The organism is Streptomyces sp. NPDC093064 (assembly GCF_044754605.1).
Classification (GTDB): domain Bacteria; phylum Actinomycetota; class Actinomycetes; order Streptomycetales; family Streptomycetaceae; genus Streptomyces.
The window spans coordinates 119,601-138,829 of sequence record NZ_JBIVPK010000008.1 but is presented as its reverse complement, the minus strand read 5'-3'; the positions used below and the strand labels follow the sequence as shown (position 1 = coordinate 138,829).

General features: G+C 70.0%; 16 protein-coding genes. 9 read left to right on the top strand and 7 right to left on the bottom strand.

The features are described 5' to 3' along the window. Positions 1–20: 20 nt before the first annotated feature. The 3 genes from gltX to ACIQFZ_RS12690 all read right to left on the bottom strand — a co-directional run bounded on the left by gltX (position 21) and on the right by ACIQFZ_RS12690 (position 2,631). Positions 21–1,505 carry a glutamate--tRNA ligase gene (gltX, locus tag ACIQFZ_RS12700; protein WP_402691203.1) on the bottom strand — a complete coding sequence of 495 codons (1,485 nt, stop codon included), beginning with the start codon at positions 1,503–1,505 and terminating at the stop codon, positions 21–23. Then, complete coding sequence (locus tag ACIQFZ_RS12695; protein WP_141358021.1) at positions 1,498–2,283, bottom strand: fumarylacetoacetate hydrolase family protein; 786 nt, start codon at positions 2,281–2,283, stop codon at positions 1,498–1,500. Before ACIQFZ_RS12695 ends, gltX begins: the two co-directional genes overlap by 8 nt. Positions 2,284–2,442: 159 nt before the next feature. Next, entirely contained in the window at positions 2,443–2,631 is a 189-nt protein-coding gene (locus ACIQFZ_RS12690) for a hypothetical protein (RefSeq protein ID WP_376553899.1), read from the bottom strand. 601 nt (positions 2,632–3,232) lie between these two features. Between ACIQFZ_RS12690 and ACIQFZ_RS12685 the strand changes: the two genes are divergently transcribed. From ACIQFZ_RS12685 to ACIQFZ_RS12650, 8 genes are all read left to right on the top strand, one after another. Further along, positions 3,233–7,078, top strand: a complete 3,846-nt coding sequence (locus ACIQFZ_RS12685; RefSeq protein ID WP_402691202.1) for a nitrate- and nitrite sensing domain-containing protein — start codon at positions 3,233–3,235, stop codon at positions 7,076–7,078. Between the two features lie 9 nt (positions 7,079–7,087). Next, entirely contained in the window at positions 7,088–7,501 is a 414-nt protein-coding gene (locus ACIQFZ_RS12680; RefSeq protein WP_018544706.1) for a roadblock/LC7 domain-containing protein, read from the top strand. A 111-nt stretch (positions 7,502–7,612) separates the two neighbouring features. Continuing rightward, positions 7,613–8,011: a DUF742 domain-containing protein gene (locus ACIQFZ_RS12675; protein WP_383058964.1), complete on the top strand. Its 399-nt coding sequence runs from the start codon at positions 7,613–7,615 to the stop codon at positions 8,009–8,011. Next, positions 7,992–8,567: an ATP/GTP-binding protein gene (locus ACIQFZ_RS12670; RefSeq protein ID WP_383058965.1), complete on the top strand. Its 576-nt coding sequence runs from the start codon at positions 7,992–7,994 to the stop codon at positions 8,565–8,567. Before ACIQFZ_RS12675 ends, ACIQFZ_RS12670 begins: the two co-directional genes overlap by 20 nt. A gap of 404 nt (positions 8,568–8,971) precedes the next feature. Next, positions 8,972–12,235 carry a nitrate- and nitrite sensing domain-containing protein gene (locus ACIQFZ_RS12665; RefSeq protein ID WP_402691201.1) on the top strand — a complete coding sequence of 1,088 codons (3,264 nt, stop codon included), beginning with the start codon at positions 8,972–8,974 and terminating at the stop codon, positions 12,233–12,235. A 10-nt stretch (positions 12,236–12,245) separates the two neighbouring features. Next, positions 12,246–12,659, top strand: coding sequence for a roadblock/LC7 domain-containing protein (locus tag ACIQFZ_RS12660; protein WP_055493648.1), 414 nt, complete (start codon positions 12,246–12,248; stop codon positions 12,657–12,659). Positions 12,660–12,755: 96 nt separating this feature from the next. Then, a complete protein-coding gene (locus tag ACIQFZ_RS12655; protein ID WP_365432879.1) occupies positions 12,756–13,328 on the top strand; it encodes a DUF742 domain-containing protein in 573 nt (190 codons plus the stop codon). Continuing rightward, positions 13,309–13,890, top strand: coding sequence for an ATP/GTP-binding protein (locus tag ACIQFZ_RS12650; protein WP_361416314.1), 582 nt, complete (start codon positions 13,309–13,311; stop codon positions 13,888–13,890). Before ACIQFZ_RS12655 ends, ACIQFZ_RS12650 begins: the two co-directional genes overlap by 20 nt. A gap of 172 nt (positions 13,891–14,062) precedes the next feature. Here ACIQFZ_RS12650 and ACIQFZ_RS12645 read toward each other — a convergent pair whose 3' ends face one another. The 3 genes from ACIQFZ_RS12645 to ACIQFZ_RS12635 form a co-directional block, all read right to left on the bottom strand. Then, entirely contained in the window at positions 14,063–14,260 is a 198-nt protein-coding gene (locus tag ACIQFZ_RS12645) for an acyl-CoA carboxylase subunit epsilon (RefSeq protein WP_225079617.1), read from the bottom strand. Between the two features lie 57 nt (positions 14,261–14,317). Next, positions 14,318–15,901 carry an acyl-CoA carboxylase subunit beta gene (locus ACIQFZ_RS12640; protein WP_365434579.1) on the bottom strand — a complete coding sequence of 528 codons (1,584 nt, stop codon included), beginning with the start codon at positions 15,899–15,901 and terminating at the stop codon, positions 14,318–14,320. 276 nt (positions 15,902–16,177) lie between these two features. After that, a complete protein-coding gene (locus ACIQFZ_RS12635; protein ID WP_361416310.1) occupies positions 16,178–16,702 on the bottom strand; it encodes a hypothetical protein in 525 nt (174 codons plus the stop codon). A 261-nt stretch (positions 16,703–16,963) separates the two neighbouring features. Here ACIQFZ_RS12635 and ACIQFZ_RS12630 point away from each other — a divergent pair, with 261 nt between their 5' ends. Beyond that, positions 16,964–17,575: a YceI family protein gene (locus ACIQFZ_RS12630; protein WP_365434582.1), complete on the top strand. Its 612-nt coding sequence runs from the start codon at positions 16,964–16,966 to the stop codon at positions 17,573–17,575. A gap of 7 nt (positions 17,576–17,582) precedes the next feature. Here the strand turns inward: ACIQFZ_RS12630 and ACIQFZ_RS12625 are convergent, their stop codons facing one another. After that, the gene (locus ACIQFZ_RS12625) at positions 17,583–19,058 is read right to left on the bottom strand and encodes a hypothetical protein (protein WP_402691200.1); all 1,476 of its coding nucleotides are present in this window, start codon (positions 19,056–19,058) and stop codon (positions 17,583–17,585) included. Positions 19,059–19,229 lie beyond the last annotated feature (171 nt).

The following is a 19,229-nucleotide window of genomic DNA, read 5'->3' as shown; positions in this document are numbered from 1 at the left end:
TCCGTGTCAGCGCCGCACGCTCACGCCGCCAGCTTCGCCAGCGCCGCGTCGATGCGGGCCAGGGTCGTCTCCTTGCCCAGGACCTCGAGGGACTCGAAGAGGGGCAGGCCGACCGTGCGGCCGGTGACGGCCACGCGGACCGGGGCCTGGGCCTTGCCGAGCTTGAGGCCGTGGGCCTCGCCGGCGGCCAGGACGGCCTCCTTCAGGGAGTCGGGGGAGGTCCAGTCGGCCGACTCCAGCTTCTCCCGGGCGGTGCGGAGCAGGGCGTCCGAGCCCTCCTTCATCGCCTTGGTCCAGCTCGGCTCGTCGAAGACCGGCTCGGGCAGGAACAGGAAGTCCACGTTGTCCGTGATCTCGGACAGGACCTTCAGACGCGTCTGCGCCTGCGGGGCGATCGCCTGCCACTTGGTCTCGTCGAAGTCCTCCGGGGCCCAGGGGGCGGACGGAGCCTGGAGCCAGGGGCGGCAGCGCTCGGTGAAGTCCTTCACGTCGAGCAGCCGGATGTGGTCGGCGTTGATCGCCTCGCACTTCTTCAGGTCGAAGCGGGCCGGGTTGGGGTTCACGTCCGCGATGTCGAAGGCCGCGACCATCTCCTCCACGGAGAAGATGTCCCGGTCGGCGGAGAGCGACCAGCCGAGCAGGGAGAGGTAGTTGAGCAGGCCCTCGGGCAGGAAGCCGCGCTCGCGGTAGAGGTTCAGCGACGACTGCGGGTCGCGCTTGGAGAGCTTCTTGTTGCCCTCGCCCATCACGTACGGAAGGTGGCCGAAGGACGGGATCTCCTTGGCGATGCCCAGTTCCATCAGCGCCTTGTACAGGGCGACCTGGCGCGGGGTGGAGGAGAGCAGGTCCTCGCCGCGCAGGATGTGGGTGATCTCCATGAGCGCGTCGTCGACCGGGTTGACCAGGGTGTACAGCGGGGCGCCGTTGGCGCGGACGATGCCGTAGTCCGGGACGTTCTCCGGGGTGAAGGTCAGCTCGCCACGGACCAGGTCGGTGAAGGTGATCGTCTCGTCGGGCATGCGGAAGCGGACGATCGGCGCCCGGCCCTGGGCCTTGTACTCCTCCACCTGCGCGACGGTCAGGTCGCGGCAGTGGCCGTCGTAGCCGGACGGCTTGCCGGCCGCGCGGGCGGCCTCGCGGCGGCTGTCCAGCTCCTCCTGGGAGCAGTAGCAGTGATAGGCGTGGCCGGCCTCGAGCAGCTTGTGGGCGACGTCCTGGTAGATGTCCATGCGCTGCGACTGCCGGTACGGCGCGTGCGGTCCGCCGACCTCGGGGCCCTCGTCCCAGTCGAAGCCCAGCCAGCGCATCGCGTCGAGCAGCTGGTTGTAGGACTCCTCGGAGTCGCGGGCCGCGTCGGTGTCCTCGATGCGGAAGACCAGAGTGCCCTGGTGATGCCGGGCGAACGCCCAGTTGAACAGGGCGGTGCGAACCAGCCCCACATGGGGGTTACCGGTGGGCGACGGGCAGAAACGGACGCGTACGGGGGAACCGGATGCGCTAGCCACGCTTGACAACCTTGTTGGTGAGAGTGCCGATGCCTTCGATGGTGACGGCGACCTCGTCGCCGACGTTGAGGGGGCCGACCCCAGCCGGGGTGCCCGTGAGGATCACGTCGCCGGGGAGCAGCGTCATGGCCTCGGAGATGTTGACGATCAGATCCTCGATCGGGTGGATCATCTCGCTGGTGCGGCCCAGCTGCCGCTGCTCGCCGTTGACGGTGAGCTGGATGGTCAGGTCGGCCGCGGCGGTGAGGTCGATGTCCGTCTCCACCCAGGGGCCGAGCGGGCAGGAGGTGTCGAAGCCCTTGGCCCTGGCCCACTGCTTCTCGCGCCGCTGCACGTCGCGGGCGGTGACGTCGTTGGCGCAGGTGTAGCCGAAGATCACGTCCTTGACACGCTCGCGCGGGACCTCGCGGCACATGCGGCCGATGACCACGGCCAGCTCGGCCTCGTGGTGCAGCTCCTGGGAGAAGGAGGGGTACTGGATCGGGTCGCCGGGGCCGATCACCGAGGTGGACGGCTTGAAGAAGGCGAACGGCGCGTCGGGCACCTCGTTGCCGAGTTCGCGTGCGTGCTCGGCGTAGTTGCGGCCGAAGGCCACGACCTTGTTGGGGAGCACCGGCGGCAGCAGCCGTACCTTGCTCAGCGGCACCCGGGTACCGGAAAGCTCGAAGTCCGCGAACGGGATGCCCTTGATGATGTCGAGGACGAGTTCGTCCGGCTTGTCGCCCTCGACCGCGCCGAAGGCGACGTTCCCGTCGATGGAGAACCTGGCGATGCGCACGGGTTGCTTGGCCCCTTGACTGAAGCGGCTGGAGTCTGACGCTCCAGGCTAACGCGGCCGGGACCCCGGACCTCGCAGCATTACGGCGCACGGGGCACGAAGGAGGGGCGCCCCGCGTGCGGGACGCCCCTGGGTCCCCGTCCGCGGACAGGGTGCGTGCTACTCCGCGACGGCGGCCGCGACGGGCACCTCCATGAGGACGGTGCGCCGGGGGTTGGCGGTGTGCTCGGGAAGGGAGACGGAGTGCTCCGGCTGCTCCGGCGTCGGCAGCGCGTCGGCTCCTTCGAGGTGCATCAGCGTCGTGCGCCGGGGGTTGGCTATGGTGCGGAACATCATCGTCGTCTTCACGGTTGTACGAGACCTTGTCGTCTTCGGGCACCGGGAGGTCCGCATGACCCCCGCGCGGGCGCCGGTTGTCGGATTTGCCATCCCTGTAAAGCCTCAGGCTAAACATTCAATTCCCGGCCGAAGGTGTGAAGAGCCCGTGATGTCGGTGTGAGTTTGCTCACGAACACCTCGACAATCCAGACAATTCATGAGCGCTTTACCTGCCGCCGAATCGGACATTGGGCCACTGAAGCCATCATTCCGCTCCCGATCATGGCGACTGGGACACCTCAAGTGACTCGCGGGTACGTAGCGAAATGTCCCCTATACGGGAGATCACTTTCCACGTCAGGTAATCCGTCACTCACGGGCTGTCACGGAGGTCACAGCCTGGTCCACATGCCTTGTTGGAGATCCGGCACTGTGCTGGAATGCCACGGACCGCCGCAGGATCGAGCCGGCGCGCAGGGGGCGCAACGCAGCGCCGAGTGGCGGCGAGAAGGGGGAACCAGCGCCGGTCACTCACGACCATCCGGGAAGTGTGTTCAGGGCGCTTCCCACAACGCCGACACCGTCCTTCCGCTCGCGCGGAGGGGCGCCTGGTCCAGAGGTTGCGACGCTAGTGCAGGGACGTTTCAAGAGGGATGGCAGCGCTTCGGCGGAGCCGGAGCCGCACGGCGGGACTGGCCCCATGGCCGTCAGCTCCTCGCCCCAGCACGCCCAGAACCCGGCCCCGGCCGGCGACGGCGCAGAGCGCCCCGGACGCTCGGGCACGACCGGCCGGGCGGGTGCGTCGGCGTCGTCGAGTCAGGCTCCGGCGGCCAAGCAGACCGGGAGCCAGGGTCCGTCGGGGCCCGGCTCGCGCATGGCCCTGCGCAACTGGCGCATCTCCACGCGTCTGGTGTCACTGCTCGCCCTGCCCGTGGTCGCGGCGACCTCGCTGGGCGGGATGCGCATCAGCCAGAGCATGGACGACATCCAGCAGCTCGACAATATGAAGCTGCTGACGGACATGACCAAGCAGGCCACCGAACTGGCCGCCGCGCTCCAGGATGAGCGCGACCAGTCCGCCGGCCCGATGGCGCAGCACTCCAGCGCGGCCGAGATCACCGTCAAGGGCCCCCGGGACAAGACCGACCGGGCCAGGGACAACTTCGTCTCCGCGTCCGAGGAGATCGACGCCGCCAGCAAGAACGGCAACCTCCTGGGTGTACGCGACACCCTCGTCGGCCTGGCGAGCGACCTCAACGGCCTCACCAAGATCCGCAAGGACGCGTACCAGTCCAAGGACAACTCGGCCCGGACGGTCGAGAGCTACCACCGGCTCATCACCGAGTTGCTCGCCCTCTCCCAGGACATGGCCGAGGCGACCAGCAACCCGCAGATGATCCAGCGCACGCGCGCCCTGGCCGCCTTCTCCTCCGCCAAGGAGTACGCCTCCGTCCAGCGCGCCGTCATCGCCGCCGCCCTGCCGGCCAACAACACCAGCGCCGGCGAGCTCTCGGAGAACGACCGCCTCTACGCCCAGCAGGCGCTGGAGAGCCAGATCTCCGACCTCAACAGCTTCCGCAACATCTACGGGGACGGCTCCGAGGAGCTCATCAAGCCCATCGTGGAGGGCAACCCGACGATCCTCAACGCGGACACCTACGCCAAGCGGGTCCTGGACCGCCCCGAGGGCCTGGGGCAGGCGCCCAAGCGCTCCTACCGCGACTGGGTCGACGACAGCTCCACCAAGATCGGGCAGATGAAGAACATCGAGCACACGCTGCTCGAGGAGATGGAGCAGAAGGCCCGCGAGCTGCGCAGGGCCACCGAGTACGACGCCATCGTCTCCGGTGTGCTGATCCTGCTCGTGCTCGGCGTGTCGCTGGTCGGCGCCTTCGTCGTGGCCCGCTCCATGATCCGCTCGCTGCACCGGCTCCAGGAGACCGCCACCAAGGTCGCCCAGGACCGCCTGCCCGAGCTGGTCCGGCAGCTGTCGGAGTCCGACCCGCAGGACGTGGACACGTCCGTGGAGTCGGTCGGTGTGCACTCCCGGGACGAGATCGGCCAGGTGGCCGCGGCCTTCGACGACGTGCACCGCGAGGCGGTCCGCCTCGCCGCCGAGCAGGCCCTGCTGCGCGGCAACGTCAACGCGATGTTCACCAACCTCTCGCGCCGCTCCCAGGGTCTGATCCAGCGCCAGCTGTCGCTGATCTCCGAGCTCGAGTCCCGCGAGGCCGACCCGGACCAGCTGTCCTCGCTGTTCAAGCTCGACCACCTCGCCACGCGCATGCGCCGTAACGGTGAGAACCTCCTCGTCCTCGCCGGTGAGGAGCCCGGCCGCCGCTGGACCCGTCCGGTCCCGCTGGTCGACGTGCTCCGCGCCGCCGCGTCCGAGGTGGAGCAGTACGAGCGCATCGAGCTGACCTCGGTGCCGGGCACCGAGGTCGCCGGCCGGGTCGTCAACGACCTCGTGCACCTGCTCGCCGAGCTGCTGGAGAACGCGACCTCGTTCTCCTCGCCGCAGACCAAGGTCAAGGTCACCGGTCACGCGCTGCCGGACGGCCGGGTGCTGATCGAGATCCACGACACCGGTATCGGTCTGTCCCCGGAGGACCTCGCCGCGATCAACGAGCGGCTCGCCTCGCCGCCCACCGTGGACGTGTCGGTCTCCCGCCGCATGGGCCTCTTCGTGGTCGGTCGTCTGTCCCAGCGCCACGGCATCCGCATCCAGCTTCGCCCCTCCGACTCCGGTGGTACTACGGCTCTGGTCATGCTGCCCGTCGACGTCGCCCAGGGCGGCAAGAAGCCGGGCGCGGGCAAGCCCGGCGGCCCGTCCGCGAGTGGTCCGGCGGCCGCTGCCGCCGCCGCCGGCGCCGGCGCCGCAGCGGCCCGCCGGCAGAGCGGTCAGCAGGGCGGCGGAGCCCTCGGTGCGGGCGGTCAGCAGGGCGGGGCAGGCCGGCTCGGTGCCGGAGCCGCTCCCCGCGGCCAGGTCGGTGGCGGCCAGGGTCCGCGGGCCGCGCTGCCCGGTGCCGGCCGCCAGGGCGGTCCGAACGGACCGCGCGGCCAGCAGGGTCCGGGGCAGCCGCAGCAGGGCCGCCCGGCCGCGTCGGGCATGGCCGGCGGCTTCGGCGGGCCGCAGGGTCCCGGTGCGGGCGCTCCGCAGGGCTTCGGCGACGGACACCGCCAGGACGCCTTCGGCAGCGCACGCGGTGGCGTGCCCCCGCAGCGCGGAAACGGCGGAGAGACGGGCCGGCAGCCGCAGCTGCCGCCGCGCAGTGGCGCGCGGGCCGAGCTGCCGGGCGGCAACGGGCCGTCCCGTACGCCGGGTTGGGGCGACGAGAACGCTCAGGGCCGGGCCGCTCTGGACGCGCCGCGCGGCCACGACGAGCAGGACCCGTCGCAGACCTCCCGGATGCCGCGGATCGACGACCATCAGGGACCCGGCCCGACGGCCGAGATACCCCGGTTCGACGACCGTCAGGGACCGGGCTCCGCAGCGGATACCTCGGCGATCCCCCGCCCCGACTTCAACGCTCCCCACCCGGGCGCCAACGAGGGCCAGAACACGGGCCAGTTCGTCCGCCCGGACGTCTACGGCCAGGGCGGGCAGAACAACCCCGCCGACACGGGCCGGTTCGCCGCCCAGCAGGGATACGACAACGGCTCCACAGGCCAGTTCGCCGCCCAGCAGGGATACGACAACGCCTCCACAGGCCAGTTCGCCGCCCAGCAGGGATACGACAACGCCTCCACAGGCCAGTTCGCCCAGCCCGGACACGACAACGGCTCCACCGGCCAGTTCGCCGCCCAGCAGGGGTACGACAACGGCTCCACGGGCCAGTTCACCCAGCCCGGACACGACAACGGCGCGCCCGGCCGCAACGCCCACCCGGGCGGCGCCGCCGACTTCGGCGGCCTGCGCGGTCCGGCCGCCCAGCGGCCCCAGCAGCGTCCCGCCCGCCCGGAACCGGGCAACGCGGCTGCCCCGGAGCAGCGGCCGGACGACGCCTGGGCCCTGCCGCCGGCCCCGGGTCCCGGCGACGGCCGTACGCCGCTGTTCGACACCCTGGAGACCAACTGGTTCCGCGGTGACCGGCATCAGCAGAGCAGCGAACCGGCTCCGGCCTCGCCGCCGCAGCAACAGCAACAGCCGCAGACTCCTGCGGCCCCCCAGCGTCCCGCCGCCTCCGCCTGGCGCACCTCGCCGAACGACGACCTCGTACGGCAGGCCGAGCGTGTCAGGCAGCCGGCTGCGGGCGGTGTCACCACCTCCGGCCTGCCGCGCCGGGTGCCCCGGGCCAACCTCGTCCCGGGCACGGCTCAGCAGCAACAGCACCAGAGCGGTCCGCAGGTCTCGCGTTCGCCTGACGACGTACGCGGCCGGCTGACCAATCTCCGTCGGGGCATCGCACAGGGCCGTCAGGCCGGCACAGGTCAGACGGGCAGTTTCCCGAGCCCCACTCACCAGCAGGAGCGTTAGTTGAGTCCGATGAGCCAGGCGGCACAGAACCTGAACTGGTTGATCACCAACTTCGTGGACAACACCCCCGGGGTGTCCCACACCGTCGTGGTGTCCGCCGACGGACTCCTACTGGCGATGTCCGAAGGGTTCCCCCGCGACCGCGCCGACCAGCTCGCGGCCGTCGCCTCCGGTCTGACCTCGCTGACCGCGGGTGCCTCCCGGATCTTCGAGGGCGGCAGCGTGTCGCAGACGGTCGTCGAGATGGAGCGCGGCTTCCTCTTCCTGATGTCCGTCTCGGACGGGTCGTCCCTGGCGGTTCTGGCCCACCCCGAGTGCGACATCGGCCTCGTCGGCTACGAAATGGCGCTGCTCGTCGACCGCGCGGGGGCGGTCCTCACACCCGACCTGCGCGCCGAACTACAGGGCAGTCTGCTGCACTGACCGGCTCCGGCACCATCCATCTCACCAAATCACCGTCCGGCCGCCACAATCCCCCCACCGGCCCCGTCAGACGGCTTGACTGACCGACTTGCTGTCCCGCCCGGAGGATTCATGACCCCGCCCCCCGCCTCTCATGATCCGTACGCTGAGCCGTACGGGGATGAGGGCGACCAGCCGCTGGTACGTCCCTATGCGATGACCGGCGGCCGGACCCGGCCGCGCTACCAGCTCGCCATCGAGGCACTGATCAGTACGACGGCCGACCCGGCAGCGCTGATGGGACTGCTCCCGGAGCACCAGCGGATCTGCCACCTGTGCCGCGAGGTGAAATCCGTGGCCGAGGTCTCGGCGCTCCTCGCCATGCCGCTGGGCGTGGCCAGGATCCTCGTAGCGGACCTCGCGGAGGCCGGCCTGGTGGCCATCCACCAGCCGGGCGGGGACGAGAACAACGGTGGCGCACCGGCTGTGACGCTGCTCGAAAGGGTGCTCAGTGGACTTCGCAAGCTCTGACGCGGGCCGGGCGACCACCTCCGCGAAGATCGTGGTGGCGGGCGGCTTCGGCGTGGGCAAGACCACGTTCGTGGGTGCCGTCTCGGAGATCAACCCGCTGCGCACGGAGGCCGTGATGACGTCCGCTTCGGCGGGCATCGACGACCTCACCCACACCGGGGACAAGACCACCACCACGGTGGCCATGGACTTCGGCCGCATCACGCTCGACCAGGACCTGATCCTCTACCTGTTCGGCACCCCCGGACAGGACCGCTTCTGGTTCATGTGGGACGACCTCGTCCGCGGCGCCATCGGCGCCGTCGTACTCGTCGACACCCGCAGGCTCGCCGACTGCTTCCCCGCCGTCGACTACTTCGAGAACAGCGGACTGCCCTTCGTCATCGCCCTCAACGGCTTCGACGGCCAGCAGCCCTACACCCCCGACGAAGTCCGCGAAGCACTCCAGATCGGCCCCGACGCACCCATCATCATCACCGACGCCCGCCACCGCGCCGACGCCAAATCCACCCTCATCACCCTGGTGGAACACGCCCTCATGGCCCGGCTGAGGTAGCCGAAGCACTACGAGTAGCCCCCAAGTCGGCAGCGCCATACGACAGTTGCCGTAGATGCACCGGAGCCGGCTGTGTCCTTTGACACGGTCGGCCCCGGTGTTCATAACGTTTCGGCAGAGGAATCGCGTGGTATGGCCACGCGTCGCGCACATACGGTGCCGCTGTGCGCACATTCCCCCGGTTTTTTGCCGGGGCTAGCTGTTTATGACCGTTTTATGTGGGACTTGCGTCACGTGGAACCACCCGTTTCCACTGTTTGGAAGAGCGCATGTTGACGTGCTGGAATGCCTGAACTACCCAATGGTCAAAGACGTACTCACCGGTAGTGGCCGCCTATGGCGGACAGGGTTCTGAGACACCGCGGCACAACGTAGGTGCCGACCGCCGAGAGGTTGTTGGTCGAGTGAGGCGAAGCAAGAACGGCCCCGAGCCGTCGGCCCGGGGCAATTTCACCCCGCCGCCGCGCGGTGCGGCGCCCGCGCACGTGCCCGGTTCGGAGCCGACGGCCGCGCCCACCCCGAGCGGTGGCCGTTTCTCCCCGCGCAACTGGCGGGTGCCGACCCGGCTGAACGCCATCCTGCTCCTGCCCGTGCTGGTCGGCCTGGTCATGGGCGGTTTCCAGGTCAACAGCTCGATCAACACCTGGCAGAACGCGCAGGACGCCGAGCACACCGCGCGTCTGGTGCGGGCCTCGCTGGCCTACGCCGACGCGCTCTATCACGAGCGCGACGTCAGCACGGCCCCCCTGCTCCAGGGCAAGGGCCAGAACGACCCGACCGTCACCGAGGCACGCAAGGTCACCGACAAGGCCGCCGACGCCTTCGACCGGGCCGCGCAGTCCATGCCGCACAAGGCCGGGCTGGATCGCCGGCTCAAGCTGTTCCGCGACGCCGAGCCCGAGCTGCAGAAGCTGCGCGCCGCTTCGTTCAGCTCCAAGCTGCCTGGCGTGCAGACCGAGGAGGGCTACGTCAAGGTCGCCCACCCGCTGATGGAGTTCGCCAACGAACTCGGCCTGGGCACCGGCAACATCACCTCCTACGGCCGTACCGTCTACGCCATCTCGCTGACCAAGGCCGCGCTGTCGCTGGAGCGCTCGATCGGCATGCACCTGCTGATCAAGCCCGGCCCCGACGCCACCAGCCTGGCCGGCCAGCGCGTCGCCCTGTCCTCCTACGCCTACCTCGAGGGCATCGCCGTCGAGGAGTACATCGGCGGCGGCACCCAGGAGGACGCGGACAAGCTGGACGCGCTGAAGAGGGAGATCCAGGCCAACGCCGCGACCATGGCCCAGCAGGCCAAGGCCAAGGACCCGAACTACGTGGCCCCGCCGCAGGATCCGACCCAGATGGTCACCGCGCTGGCCACGCTGAGCGGCACGGACCCGGCCGAGCGCGCGGCCCTGGCGCAGAAGGGCATCACGCCCGAGAACTGGTGGGCGGTCAACACCCTCAAGTTCGACGCCTACGGCAAGATCGAGTCGGACATGGCCGACACCGCGGTGAACGAGGCGGCCTCGATCGCCGACAACGCCAAGCAGTCGACGTTCATCACCGGCGCGATCGTCCTGATCGCCCTGCTCGCCGCCTTCATCCTGGCCGCAATGGTGGCCCGCCAGATGAGCCGCTCGATGCGCCGGCTGCGCAACGCCGCCTTCGGCATCGCCGAGCAGCGCCTGCCGATGCTGGTCGACCAGCTCTCGCGCACCGACCCCGGCCGCGTCGACACCCGGGTCGCGCCGATCCCGATCACCTCGACCGACGAGATCGGCGAGGTCGCCCGCGCCTTCGACCAGGTGCACCGCGAGGCCGTCCGGCTCGCCTCCGAACAGGCCCTGCTGCGGGGCAACATCAACGCGATCTTCACCAACCTCTCGCGCCGCAACCAGTCGCTGATCGAGGGTCAGCTGACCCTGATCACCGACCTGGAGAACAACGAGGCCGACCCGGACCAGTTGGAGAACCTCTTCCGCCTGGACCACCTGGCGACCCGTATGCGCCGCAACGGCGAGAACCTCCTCGTCCTCGCCGGCGAGGAGCCCGGCCGCCGCTGGGACCAGCCGGTCCCGCTGGTCGACGTGCTGCGTGCCGCCTCCTCCGAGGTGGAGCAGTACGAGCGCATCGAGCTCTCCGGCGTACCCGAGGCCGAGATCCACGGCCGCGCCGTGACCGACCTCGTGCACCTGCTGGCCGAGCTGCTGGAGAACGCCACCACCTTCTCCTCGCCGCAGACCAAGGTCCGGGTCACCGCGACCCGGCTGCCCGACGGCCGGATCATGGTCGAGATCCACGACAAGGGCATCGGCCTGACCGCCGAGGACTTCGCGGACATCAACCACAAGCTGGCCAACCCGCCCACCGTGGACGCCGCGATCTCCCAGCGCATGGGCCTGTTCGTGGTCGGCCGCCTCGCCGACCGGCACGGCATCCGCGTCCAGCTGCGCCCCTCCGGCGAGCAGGCCGGCACCACCTCGCTGGTCATGCTGCCGGACGCGATCACCCACGGCGGTGGCGGCGAGCAGGCGCTGGACCGCGACGACTTCACCGTCTCGCAGATCATCCCGGAGCAGGAGATCCCGGGCGAGAACTTCGGGGCTCTCCCGCCGATGCGCACCGCCGCGGAGCTCGGCTTCGACGACAGCCGGTACGCCGATGCCCCGGACGGCTCCCAGGAGCTGGACCCCGTCGGCCGCTCCCTCAAGCGCGAGGAGCGCCGCGCCGCCCTGGAGGCCCAGACGCACGACCGGCCGGCGGGCTCGGAGACGGCCGAACCGGCCGGGTACCCCGACGAGCTCACCGGGCAGCAGCAGCCGTACGACACCGGCCGGATGCCCTTCCCGGAGCAGGGCGGGTACGACCCGCAGGCGCCGTACGAGGAACCGCAGCACTCTGCGTACGACCCGCAACAGACGGCGTACGACGAGCAGGGCCGGCCGACGTACGACGAGGGGTACTACGCGCCGAACGGCGGTATGCCGCAGGGCGATGCCCACTCGTCCAACGGCGGCTACCCCGACCCCGGCTATGCGGAGCCCGGACAGCAGGAGCCCGCGTCGGCGCACGCCGCGGCGCCGGAGGCGTTCGCCGGCTTCCAGGAGCAGTCCTACCAGGACAACTGGCCGCAGCCGGACGGATACCAGAACGGCTACCCGGACCAGTACGCTCCGGAAGCGGAATCCACGCAGGCCGCTGACGGAACCGAGGCGGACCACGTAGGCTTCGAGCGTCCTGGACCGGCCCCCTCCGCCGCCCACGAGCTGACCGACGCCGGGCTGCCCCGTCGCGGATCCGTCGCGAGCGGTTCGAACGGCGCGGGTCCCCTGGACCAGGAAGCACCGACCCAAACTTCGGAGAGCGACGGCGACGCCTGGCGTTCGGCGAACGACAATCGCTGGCAGCAGGCCTCGCAGCTCCGCAAGCCCAAGGCAGGCGGAGTGACCTCCTCCGGACTGCCGCGGCGTGTGCCCAAGGCCAACCTGGTCGAAGGCACCGCGGAATCAACCCCGCAGGGAGGCCCACAGGTCTCCCGCGCCCCCGAGGACATCCGGGGCAGGCTGAGCAACCTGCGCCGGGGCGTCCAACGAGGACGCAGCGCAGGAATTGACAAGAACGGCCAGGCCACAAGGAATGAACACAGTGGTCCTGACAGCACCTACAACCAGGAGCGTTAGTGTGAGCCCGATGAGCCAGGCGGCACAGAACCTGAACTGGTTGATCACCAACTTCGTGGACAACACCCCCGGGGTGTCCCACACCGTGGTGGTCTCCGCCGACGGACTCCTTCTGGCGATGTCCGAAGGCTTCCCCCGCGACCGCGCCGACCAGCTCGCGGCCGTCGCCTCCGGTCTGACCTCGCTGACCGCCGGTGCCTCGCGCATCTTCGAGGGCGGCAGCGTGAACCAGACGGTTGTGGAGATGGAGCGGGGATTCCTCTTCATCATGTCCATTTCCGACGGTTCTTCGCTCGCGGTCCTCGCACACCCCGATGCGGACATCGGCCTCATCGGGTACGAGATGGCCCTTCTGGTGGACCGTGCGGGCACGGTCCTGACCCCGGATCTCCGTGCGGAACTCCAGGGGAGCCTTCTCAACTAACAGACAGCCGGTGCGTTTTGGCGTCCCGGAGCCGTAAGGTTTCGGGACGCGGCTTCCACCCGTTGGATGCCCGGCACAGTCGGAGGAGGAGAGAACGTGGCAACACCCCCAGGCGGTTCGTCTTCGGGTAACTGGTCGCATGGCCCTGCCCAGGGCCCGAACGACGGTTCGGCGAATCCGTACGGCTTCCCCTCCACCCCCCACTACCGGCAGCCATACGCGCCGCAGGGACCCGGTCCGTCACCGTACGACCAGCCGCCCGCGCCGCGCATCCAGCCGGTCCAGCCCCAGCGACGCACCCCTGAACCAGCGCCCGCGGGGGCGTCGAACAACCCCCTGGTGCGCCCGTACGCCATGACGGGCGGCCGCACCAGGCCGCGGTACCAGCTCGCCATAGAGGCACTGGTGCACACCACCGCGCAGCCGCACCAGATGCAGGGCCAGCTGCCCGAACATCAGCGGATCTGCCATCTGTGCCGCGAGATCAAATCGGTGGCCGAGATCTCGGCCCTGCTTTCGATCCCTCTCGGCGTGGCCAGGATCCTCGTCGCCGACTTGGCGGAGGCGGGCCTGGTCGCCATCCATCAGCCCGGCGGCAACGAGAACGCCGGTGGCCAGCCAGACGTGACACTGCTCGAAAGGGTGCTCAGTGGACTTCGCAAGCTCTAGCGGCGGTCCTTCCCGCTCCACCACCTCCGCGAAGATTGTGGTGGCGGGCGGCTTCGGCGTGGGCAAGACCACGTTCGTAGGTGCCGTCTCGGAGATCAACCCGCTGCGCACGGAGGCCGTGATGACGTCCGCTTCGGCGGGCATCGACGACCTCACCCACACCGGGGACAAGACCACCACCACGGTGGCCATGGACTTCGGCCGCATCACGCTCGACCAGGACCTGATCCTCTACCTGTTCGGCACCCCCGGACAGGACCGCTTCTGGTTCATGTGGGACGACCTCGTCCGCGGCGCCATCGGCGCCGTCGTACTCGTCGACACCCGCAGGCTCGCCGACTGCTTCCCCGCCGTCGACTACTTCGAGAACAGCGGACTGCCCTTCGTCATCGCCCTCAACGGCTTCGACGGCCAGCAGCCCTACACCCCCGACGAAGTCCGCGAAGCACTCCAGATCGGCCCCGACGCACCCATCATCATCACCGACGCCCGCCACCGCGCCGACGCCAAATCCACCCTCATCACCCTGGTGGAACACGCCCTCATGGCCCGGCTCCGCTAGCACTCGGGACAAAAAGCAGGCGGCCCTCCCCCATGGGAAGGGCCGCCTGCTTTTTTGCCGGCCCAAGAGGCTCGACCACAGCACGAGTACGACGCGAGCACGACGGAAGAGGGCCCCTCCAAGCGGAGGGGCCCTCTTCCGTCGTGGGCAGCCGGCTCGACCGGCGGCCGGTCTAGCCGTGCCAGCTGTGCGGGGCGCGGAAGCCGTTCTCGCGCTCCAGTCGGCGCCAGCCGGCCTTGGCGCGGCCGCGGTGGGCCGGGGTCGTGTCGGCGGGGCGGGCCGCGGCGCGGGCCAGGAGGATGGCCGTGATGGCGGCGACCTCCTCGGGCTCGGCGTGGCCCTTCTCGACGCGGATGTCTACGTTGTCCATGGGTGTCAGTCTCCGTGGCTGAGGGGTCCGCGGAATGACCGCGGCGAGTCCGCTGGGTTACTGCGGAGGGTTGCCGTGCTTGCGGGAGGGCAGGTCGGCGTGCTTCGCGTGCAGCATCGCCAGGGACTTGACCAGGACCTCGCGGGTGTCCGCCGGGTCGATGACGTCGTCCACCAGACCGCGCTCGGCCGCGTAGTAGGGGTGCATCAGCTCGGCCTTGTACTCCTTGACCATCTTCTGCCGCATGGCCTCGGGGTCCTCGGCCCCGGCGATCTGGCGGCGGAAGATGACGTTGGCCGCGCCCTCGGCGCCCATCACGGCGATCTCGTTCGTCGGCCAGGCGTAGGTGAGGTCGGCCCCGATCGACTGGCTGTCCATGACGATGTAGGCACCTCCGTACGCCTTGCGCAGGATCAGCGAGATCCTCGGCACGGTGGCGTTGCAGTAGGCGTAGAGCAGCTTGGCGCCGTGCCTGATGATTCCACCGTGCTCCTGATCGACGCCGGGCAGGAAGCCGGGTACGTCCAAAAGAGTGACGATGGGGATGTTGAAGGCATCGCACATCTGCACGAAGCGGGCGGCCTTCTCGCTTGCCTCGATGTCCAGGACACCCGCCAGGACCTGGGGCTGGTTGGCGATGATGCCGACGACCTGACCGTCCAGACGGGCCAGCGCGCAGATGATGTTCCGCGCCCAGCGCTCGTGGACCTCCAGGTACTCGCCGTCGTCGACGATCTCCTCGATGACCTTGACCATGTCGTAGGGCCGGTTGCCGTCGGCCGGGACCAGGTCGAGCAGGACCTCGGAGCGGCGGTCGACCGGGTCGGCCGACTCCACCCGCGGCGGGTTCTCCCGGTTGTTCTGCGGGAGCAGCGACAGGAGGTAGCGCACCTCGGCGATGCACGTCTCCTCGTCGTCGTAGGCGAAGTGGCACACACCGGAGGTCTCGGCGTGCACGTCCGCGCCGCCCAGGCCGTTCTGGGTGATCTCCTCGCCGGTGACCGCCTTGACCACGTCCGGGCCGGTGATGAACATCTGCGAGGTCTCGCGGACCATGAACACGAAGTCCGTGAGCGCGGGGCTGTAGGCGGCGCCGCCGGCGCACGGGCCGAGCATCACGCTGATCTGCGGGATGACCCCGGAGGCCTTGGTGTTGCGCTGGAAGATGCCGCCGTAGCCGGCCAGGGCGGAGACGCCCTCCTGGATCCGGGCGCCGGCGCCGTCGTTGAGGGAGACCAGCGGGGCACCGGCCGCGATGGCCATGTCCATGATCTTGTGGATCTTCTTGGCGTGGGCCTCGCCCAGCGCGCCGCCGAAGATGCGGAAGTCGTGGGCGTAGACGAAGACCGTCCGGCCCTCCACCGTGCCCCAGCCGGTGATCACACCGTCGGTGTACGGCTTCTTGGCCTCGAGACCGAACCCGCTCGCCCGGTGCCGGCGCAGCTGCTCGACCTCCTGGAAGGAGTCCGGGTCCAGGAGCAGTTCGATCCGCTCCCGCGCGGTCAGCTTGCCCTTGGCGTGCTGTGCCGCGGTCGCCTTCTCGCTGGGGCCCGCCACCGCCTGCGCACGGATCCCGTGCAGCTCGGCGACCCGCCCACGCGCGTCCGCCGGATCACCCGTCGTCTCTTCCAAAACGGTCATGTAGCGACCTTACGAAGGACACCTGGGAAACCGGGCCGTTGACTCCGTACAGTCTCCGACCCGTTTTCCTGGTGCCACTGAACAGAACCATGACGGCTTGCAGCCCTTCCGACTGTTCAGAGGGCTTCCGCGTTGTGGGGATGCCACAAAGTCACGGCATGGGAGTCTGCTCACATTCGGATCGGGCACATGCCCTCGCTGGAGTGACGCGCAGACCCGGACGGCGGCGGGCTCGCACAGAGCGTAGCCGCCGTCCGGGGGTGCGACGGCGGCGGGTCAGCAGCCGCCGCAGTTGTAGTACAGGACGTCCCAGTGGTTGCCCTCGTCGGCGTAGATGTTGCCGGAGCCCGACTGGTACTGGGGGGCGCCGTCGCCGCGCAGGCCGATGTAGGCGAAGTAGTTCTTGATGTAGTTGGTCACGCAGGTGTTCTTGCCGTAGTCGAGCTTGTAGCCGTTCCAGTGGGAGTAGGTGCCGGAGGCGTGACCGGTCTCGGTGCCGCCGGTGATGTTGAGGGCGCAGCCGCTGGCCCGCTTGAGGGTCTGGGCCCCTTGTGCAGTGGCGAGGTTGAGCTGGTCGAAGGACGTGCAGGTCGAGACGTTGCGGTTGGAGCAGTTGCCGGACGAGGACCAGGTGATGCCCACGTCGCGGAACATCTGGGTCGCGGTGGCGTGGCTGATCTTGGTGGCGGCGGAGGCCTCGGTGGCCGTGCCGATGACCGCGACGCCGGGGGCGACGACCAGGGCGAGGGCGGTGACTGCCGCGCGGGCCTTGGTGAGCTTGCTGACCTTCGTGGTCTTCATTGGGGGAACCTTTCCTGCTGTCGGCCGTGCGTCCTGTGGGGCGGCTGTGCAGGTGGTGCAGGGAGATAGTGCCCGAGGTCTACGCGCGTCCGCCAGAGGGCGTAAACGATAACCGTGCGCGATCCGGCAAACACGTGCCGGATGATGTTGAAAGTCGAACGGAATAGGTCTACGGTCGTACTCGTTCACCTCGTTGAATCTTCAACTTACTCGGCGCTCTGTCTCCGCGCCGAGCGACCTACCGTCCTCAAGGAGCACCTCATGGGCATCTTCGGCCGCAAGAACGACACCGCCGACACCACCACCGCCGCCCCGGCCGCCGTGAACCCGGACCTGGCCGCGCTCACCGGCGACTACTCGATCGACCCGTCCCACACCACGCTCGGCTTCGTCGCGCGGCACGCCATGGTCACGAACGTCAAGGGCAAGTTCAACGACTTCACCGGCAGCCTGCACCTGGACGGCACCGACCCCGCCGCTTCCACCGCGTCCATCGACGTCAAGATGGAGAGCATCGACACGGGCTCCGCGGACCGCGACGGCCACCTGAAGAGCGCGGACTTCTTCAAGACCGAGGAGTTCCCGCAGATGACCTTCCGCTCCACCAAGGCGGAGGCCGTGGGCGGCGACGACTACCGCATCACCGGCGACCTGACCATCCTCGGCGTGACCAAGCCGCTCACCATCGAGCTGGAGTTCAACGGCGCCGCCAAGGACCCGTTCGGCAACGAGCGCGTCGGCTTCGAGGGCAAGGCCGAGATCCTGCGCTCGGAGTGGGGCCTGACCTGGAACGCGGCCCTGGAGACCGGTGGCGTCCTGGTCTCCGACAAGATCAAGCTTAACTTCGACATCTCGGCCGTCAAGAACGCCTGAGCCGGGCTCAGAAGCCGCCCCCGAAGTCGCCGCCTCCCCCACCGAAGTCGCCTCCCCCGCCGTCGCCGAAGCCACCGCTGAAGTCACCCGGGTCGAAGTCCGCGCCCGACAGGTCGCCGCCCTGGTAGGCGCCGAAGTCGCCGTAGCCGGTGCCGTAGCCGGCCGCGTACGACGGGGTGGCCATCATGCTGCCGAGCAGCGTGCCGACCAGGAGGCCGGGCAGGAGGCCGCCGCCGAAGTAGCCGCCCGCCCAGGGACCGTACGCGGGGCCGGCGTCCCAGTAGGGGCGTCGGCCCCCGTCGGTGTCGACCTCGCGGACGTGCGGGTCGCGGCCGTCGGCCAGACGGGCCTGGTCGGCGGCGCACACCGGGACCTGACGGGGCGACCCGCCCGGGGGCGTCCAGGTGGCATCGGTCACCGAGGGACCGTGGCGCGGGTCGAAGAAGCAGGGCGGCCGGCGCTCGGGCAGTGGACGGCCCTCGCGGCGCGCGGCGAGCTGGGCGAGCGAGAACCGCCCGTCCTCCAGAGCCTGGGTCACCGCCCGCACGTCCTCCGGCCTGCGGGCGTCGGCCATGTACTGCTTGGCCTGCTCATAGGCGTCCAGCGCGCGCTCGTAGTCCGCGCGCATGGCATCGTCCGCGCCGACCTCCGCGGGATGGAAGTCGAGGCGGTCCAGCTCCTCGCCGAAGGCGGTGATGTCCTCGTCGACGACGACCCGCAGCTTCTCCAGCGCGGCCCGCTGCTCCGCCTCCTGACGGCTCCTGCCGCGCCGGACCAGGGCGTACGCGCCCACACCGCCCGCCACCAGAACCGCGCCGGCGGTGATCAGCGCCGTGTTCGAGACCGTGCCGCCGTGCTCGGTGCCGCCCCAGGTGGAGGGAGCCCGGCCGCCCATGTTGGCCAGAGCCCGGTCGGTGAAGTCGGTGAGCTGGGTCCGGCCGCTCTCACCCTGGACGCTGGTGACGAGATTGCTCACGGCGGTGCGCGGCAGCACCGAGGAGTCGGCGCGGGCGTCGAACCGGTCGCCGACGCGGACGGCGTAGGCGCCGGTGATGCCGGTGGCCGTGCGCAGCTCGGTGAACAGGTTCCGCGTCGGATAGTTCGCGGGCAGCACGACGATGAACAGAGGTTTTCCGGCGTCCTTGATCCGCCGGGTGAGCGCGGCGGCGTCGGCGGGCGGCAGCTGGGCGGACGCGGCCGGGTCGACGTAGACCGGACCTCTGCGGAGCGCCTCGGCGATCGCGGAGACGCTGGTGGCCGCCGCGACCCGCGGCACGCCGCCCGGCGCCGGCACCCGGGGCACGCCGTCCGGCAGGACGTTCACGACCGGTGCGGCCACGGACCGGGTGGTGCCGGCCGCCGTCGTCCCGGCGCCCGCGGGTCCCACCGCCGCGACGGAGGCCGGCACCGCGACGGCCGCCACGGCGGCGGCGAGGGTGAGCAGCGGGCGGAGAAGAGCTCGGGCCGGGGTGACGACCTTCATGCTTAGAAGCTACCCGAAGGTGGACAAAACCGGCCCTTCAGACGGTGGCCGTACACGGAGTGGGGGGGGGGGGGGGGGCCCCCCCCCCCCCCCCCCCCCCCCCCCCCCCCCCCCGCGCCCCGCTCGCCCGGACCGGCGTCGACGGCTTCAGGAACTATCCGGAGCATCGAG

Bases quoted from the DNA above. Each gene is read 5' to 3' on its own strand.
- ACIQFZ_RS12640 (WP_365434579.1), bottom strand. From the start codon at position 15,901: ATGACCGTTTTGGAAGAGACGACGGGTGATCCGGCGGACGCGCGTGGG.
- ACIQFZ_RS12630 (WP_365434582.1), top strand. From the start codon at position 16,964: ATGGGCATCTTCGGCCGCAAGAACGACACCGCCGACACCACCACCGCC.
- ACIQFZ_RS12675 (WP_383058964.1), top strand. From the start codon at position 7,613: ATGACCCCGCCCCCCGCCTCTCATGATCCGTACGCTGAGCCGTACGGG.
- ACIQFZ_RS12680 (WP_018544706.1), top strand. From the start codon at position 7,088: ATGAGCCAGGCGGCACAGAACCTGAACTGGTTGATCACCAACTTCGTG.
- ACIQFZ_RS12660 (WP_055493648.1), top strand. From the start codon at position 12,246: ATGAGCCAGGCGGCACAGAACCTGAACTGGTTGATCACCAACTTCGTG.
- ACIQFZ_RS12635 (WP_361416310.1), bottom strand. From the start codon at position 16,702: ATGAAGACCACGAAGGTCAGCAAGCTCACCAAGGCCCGCGCGGCAGTC.
- ACIQFZ_RS12625 (WP_402691200.1), bottom strand. From the start codon at position 19,058: ATGAAGGTCGTCACCCCGGCCCGAGCTCTTCTCCGCCCGCTGCTCACC.
- ACIQFZ_RS12645 (WP_225079617.1), bottom strand. From the start codon at position 14,260: ATGGACAACGTAGACATCCGCGTCGAGAAGGGCCACGCCGAGCCCGAG.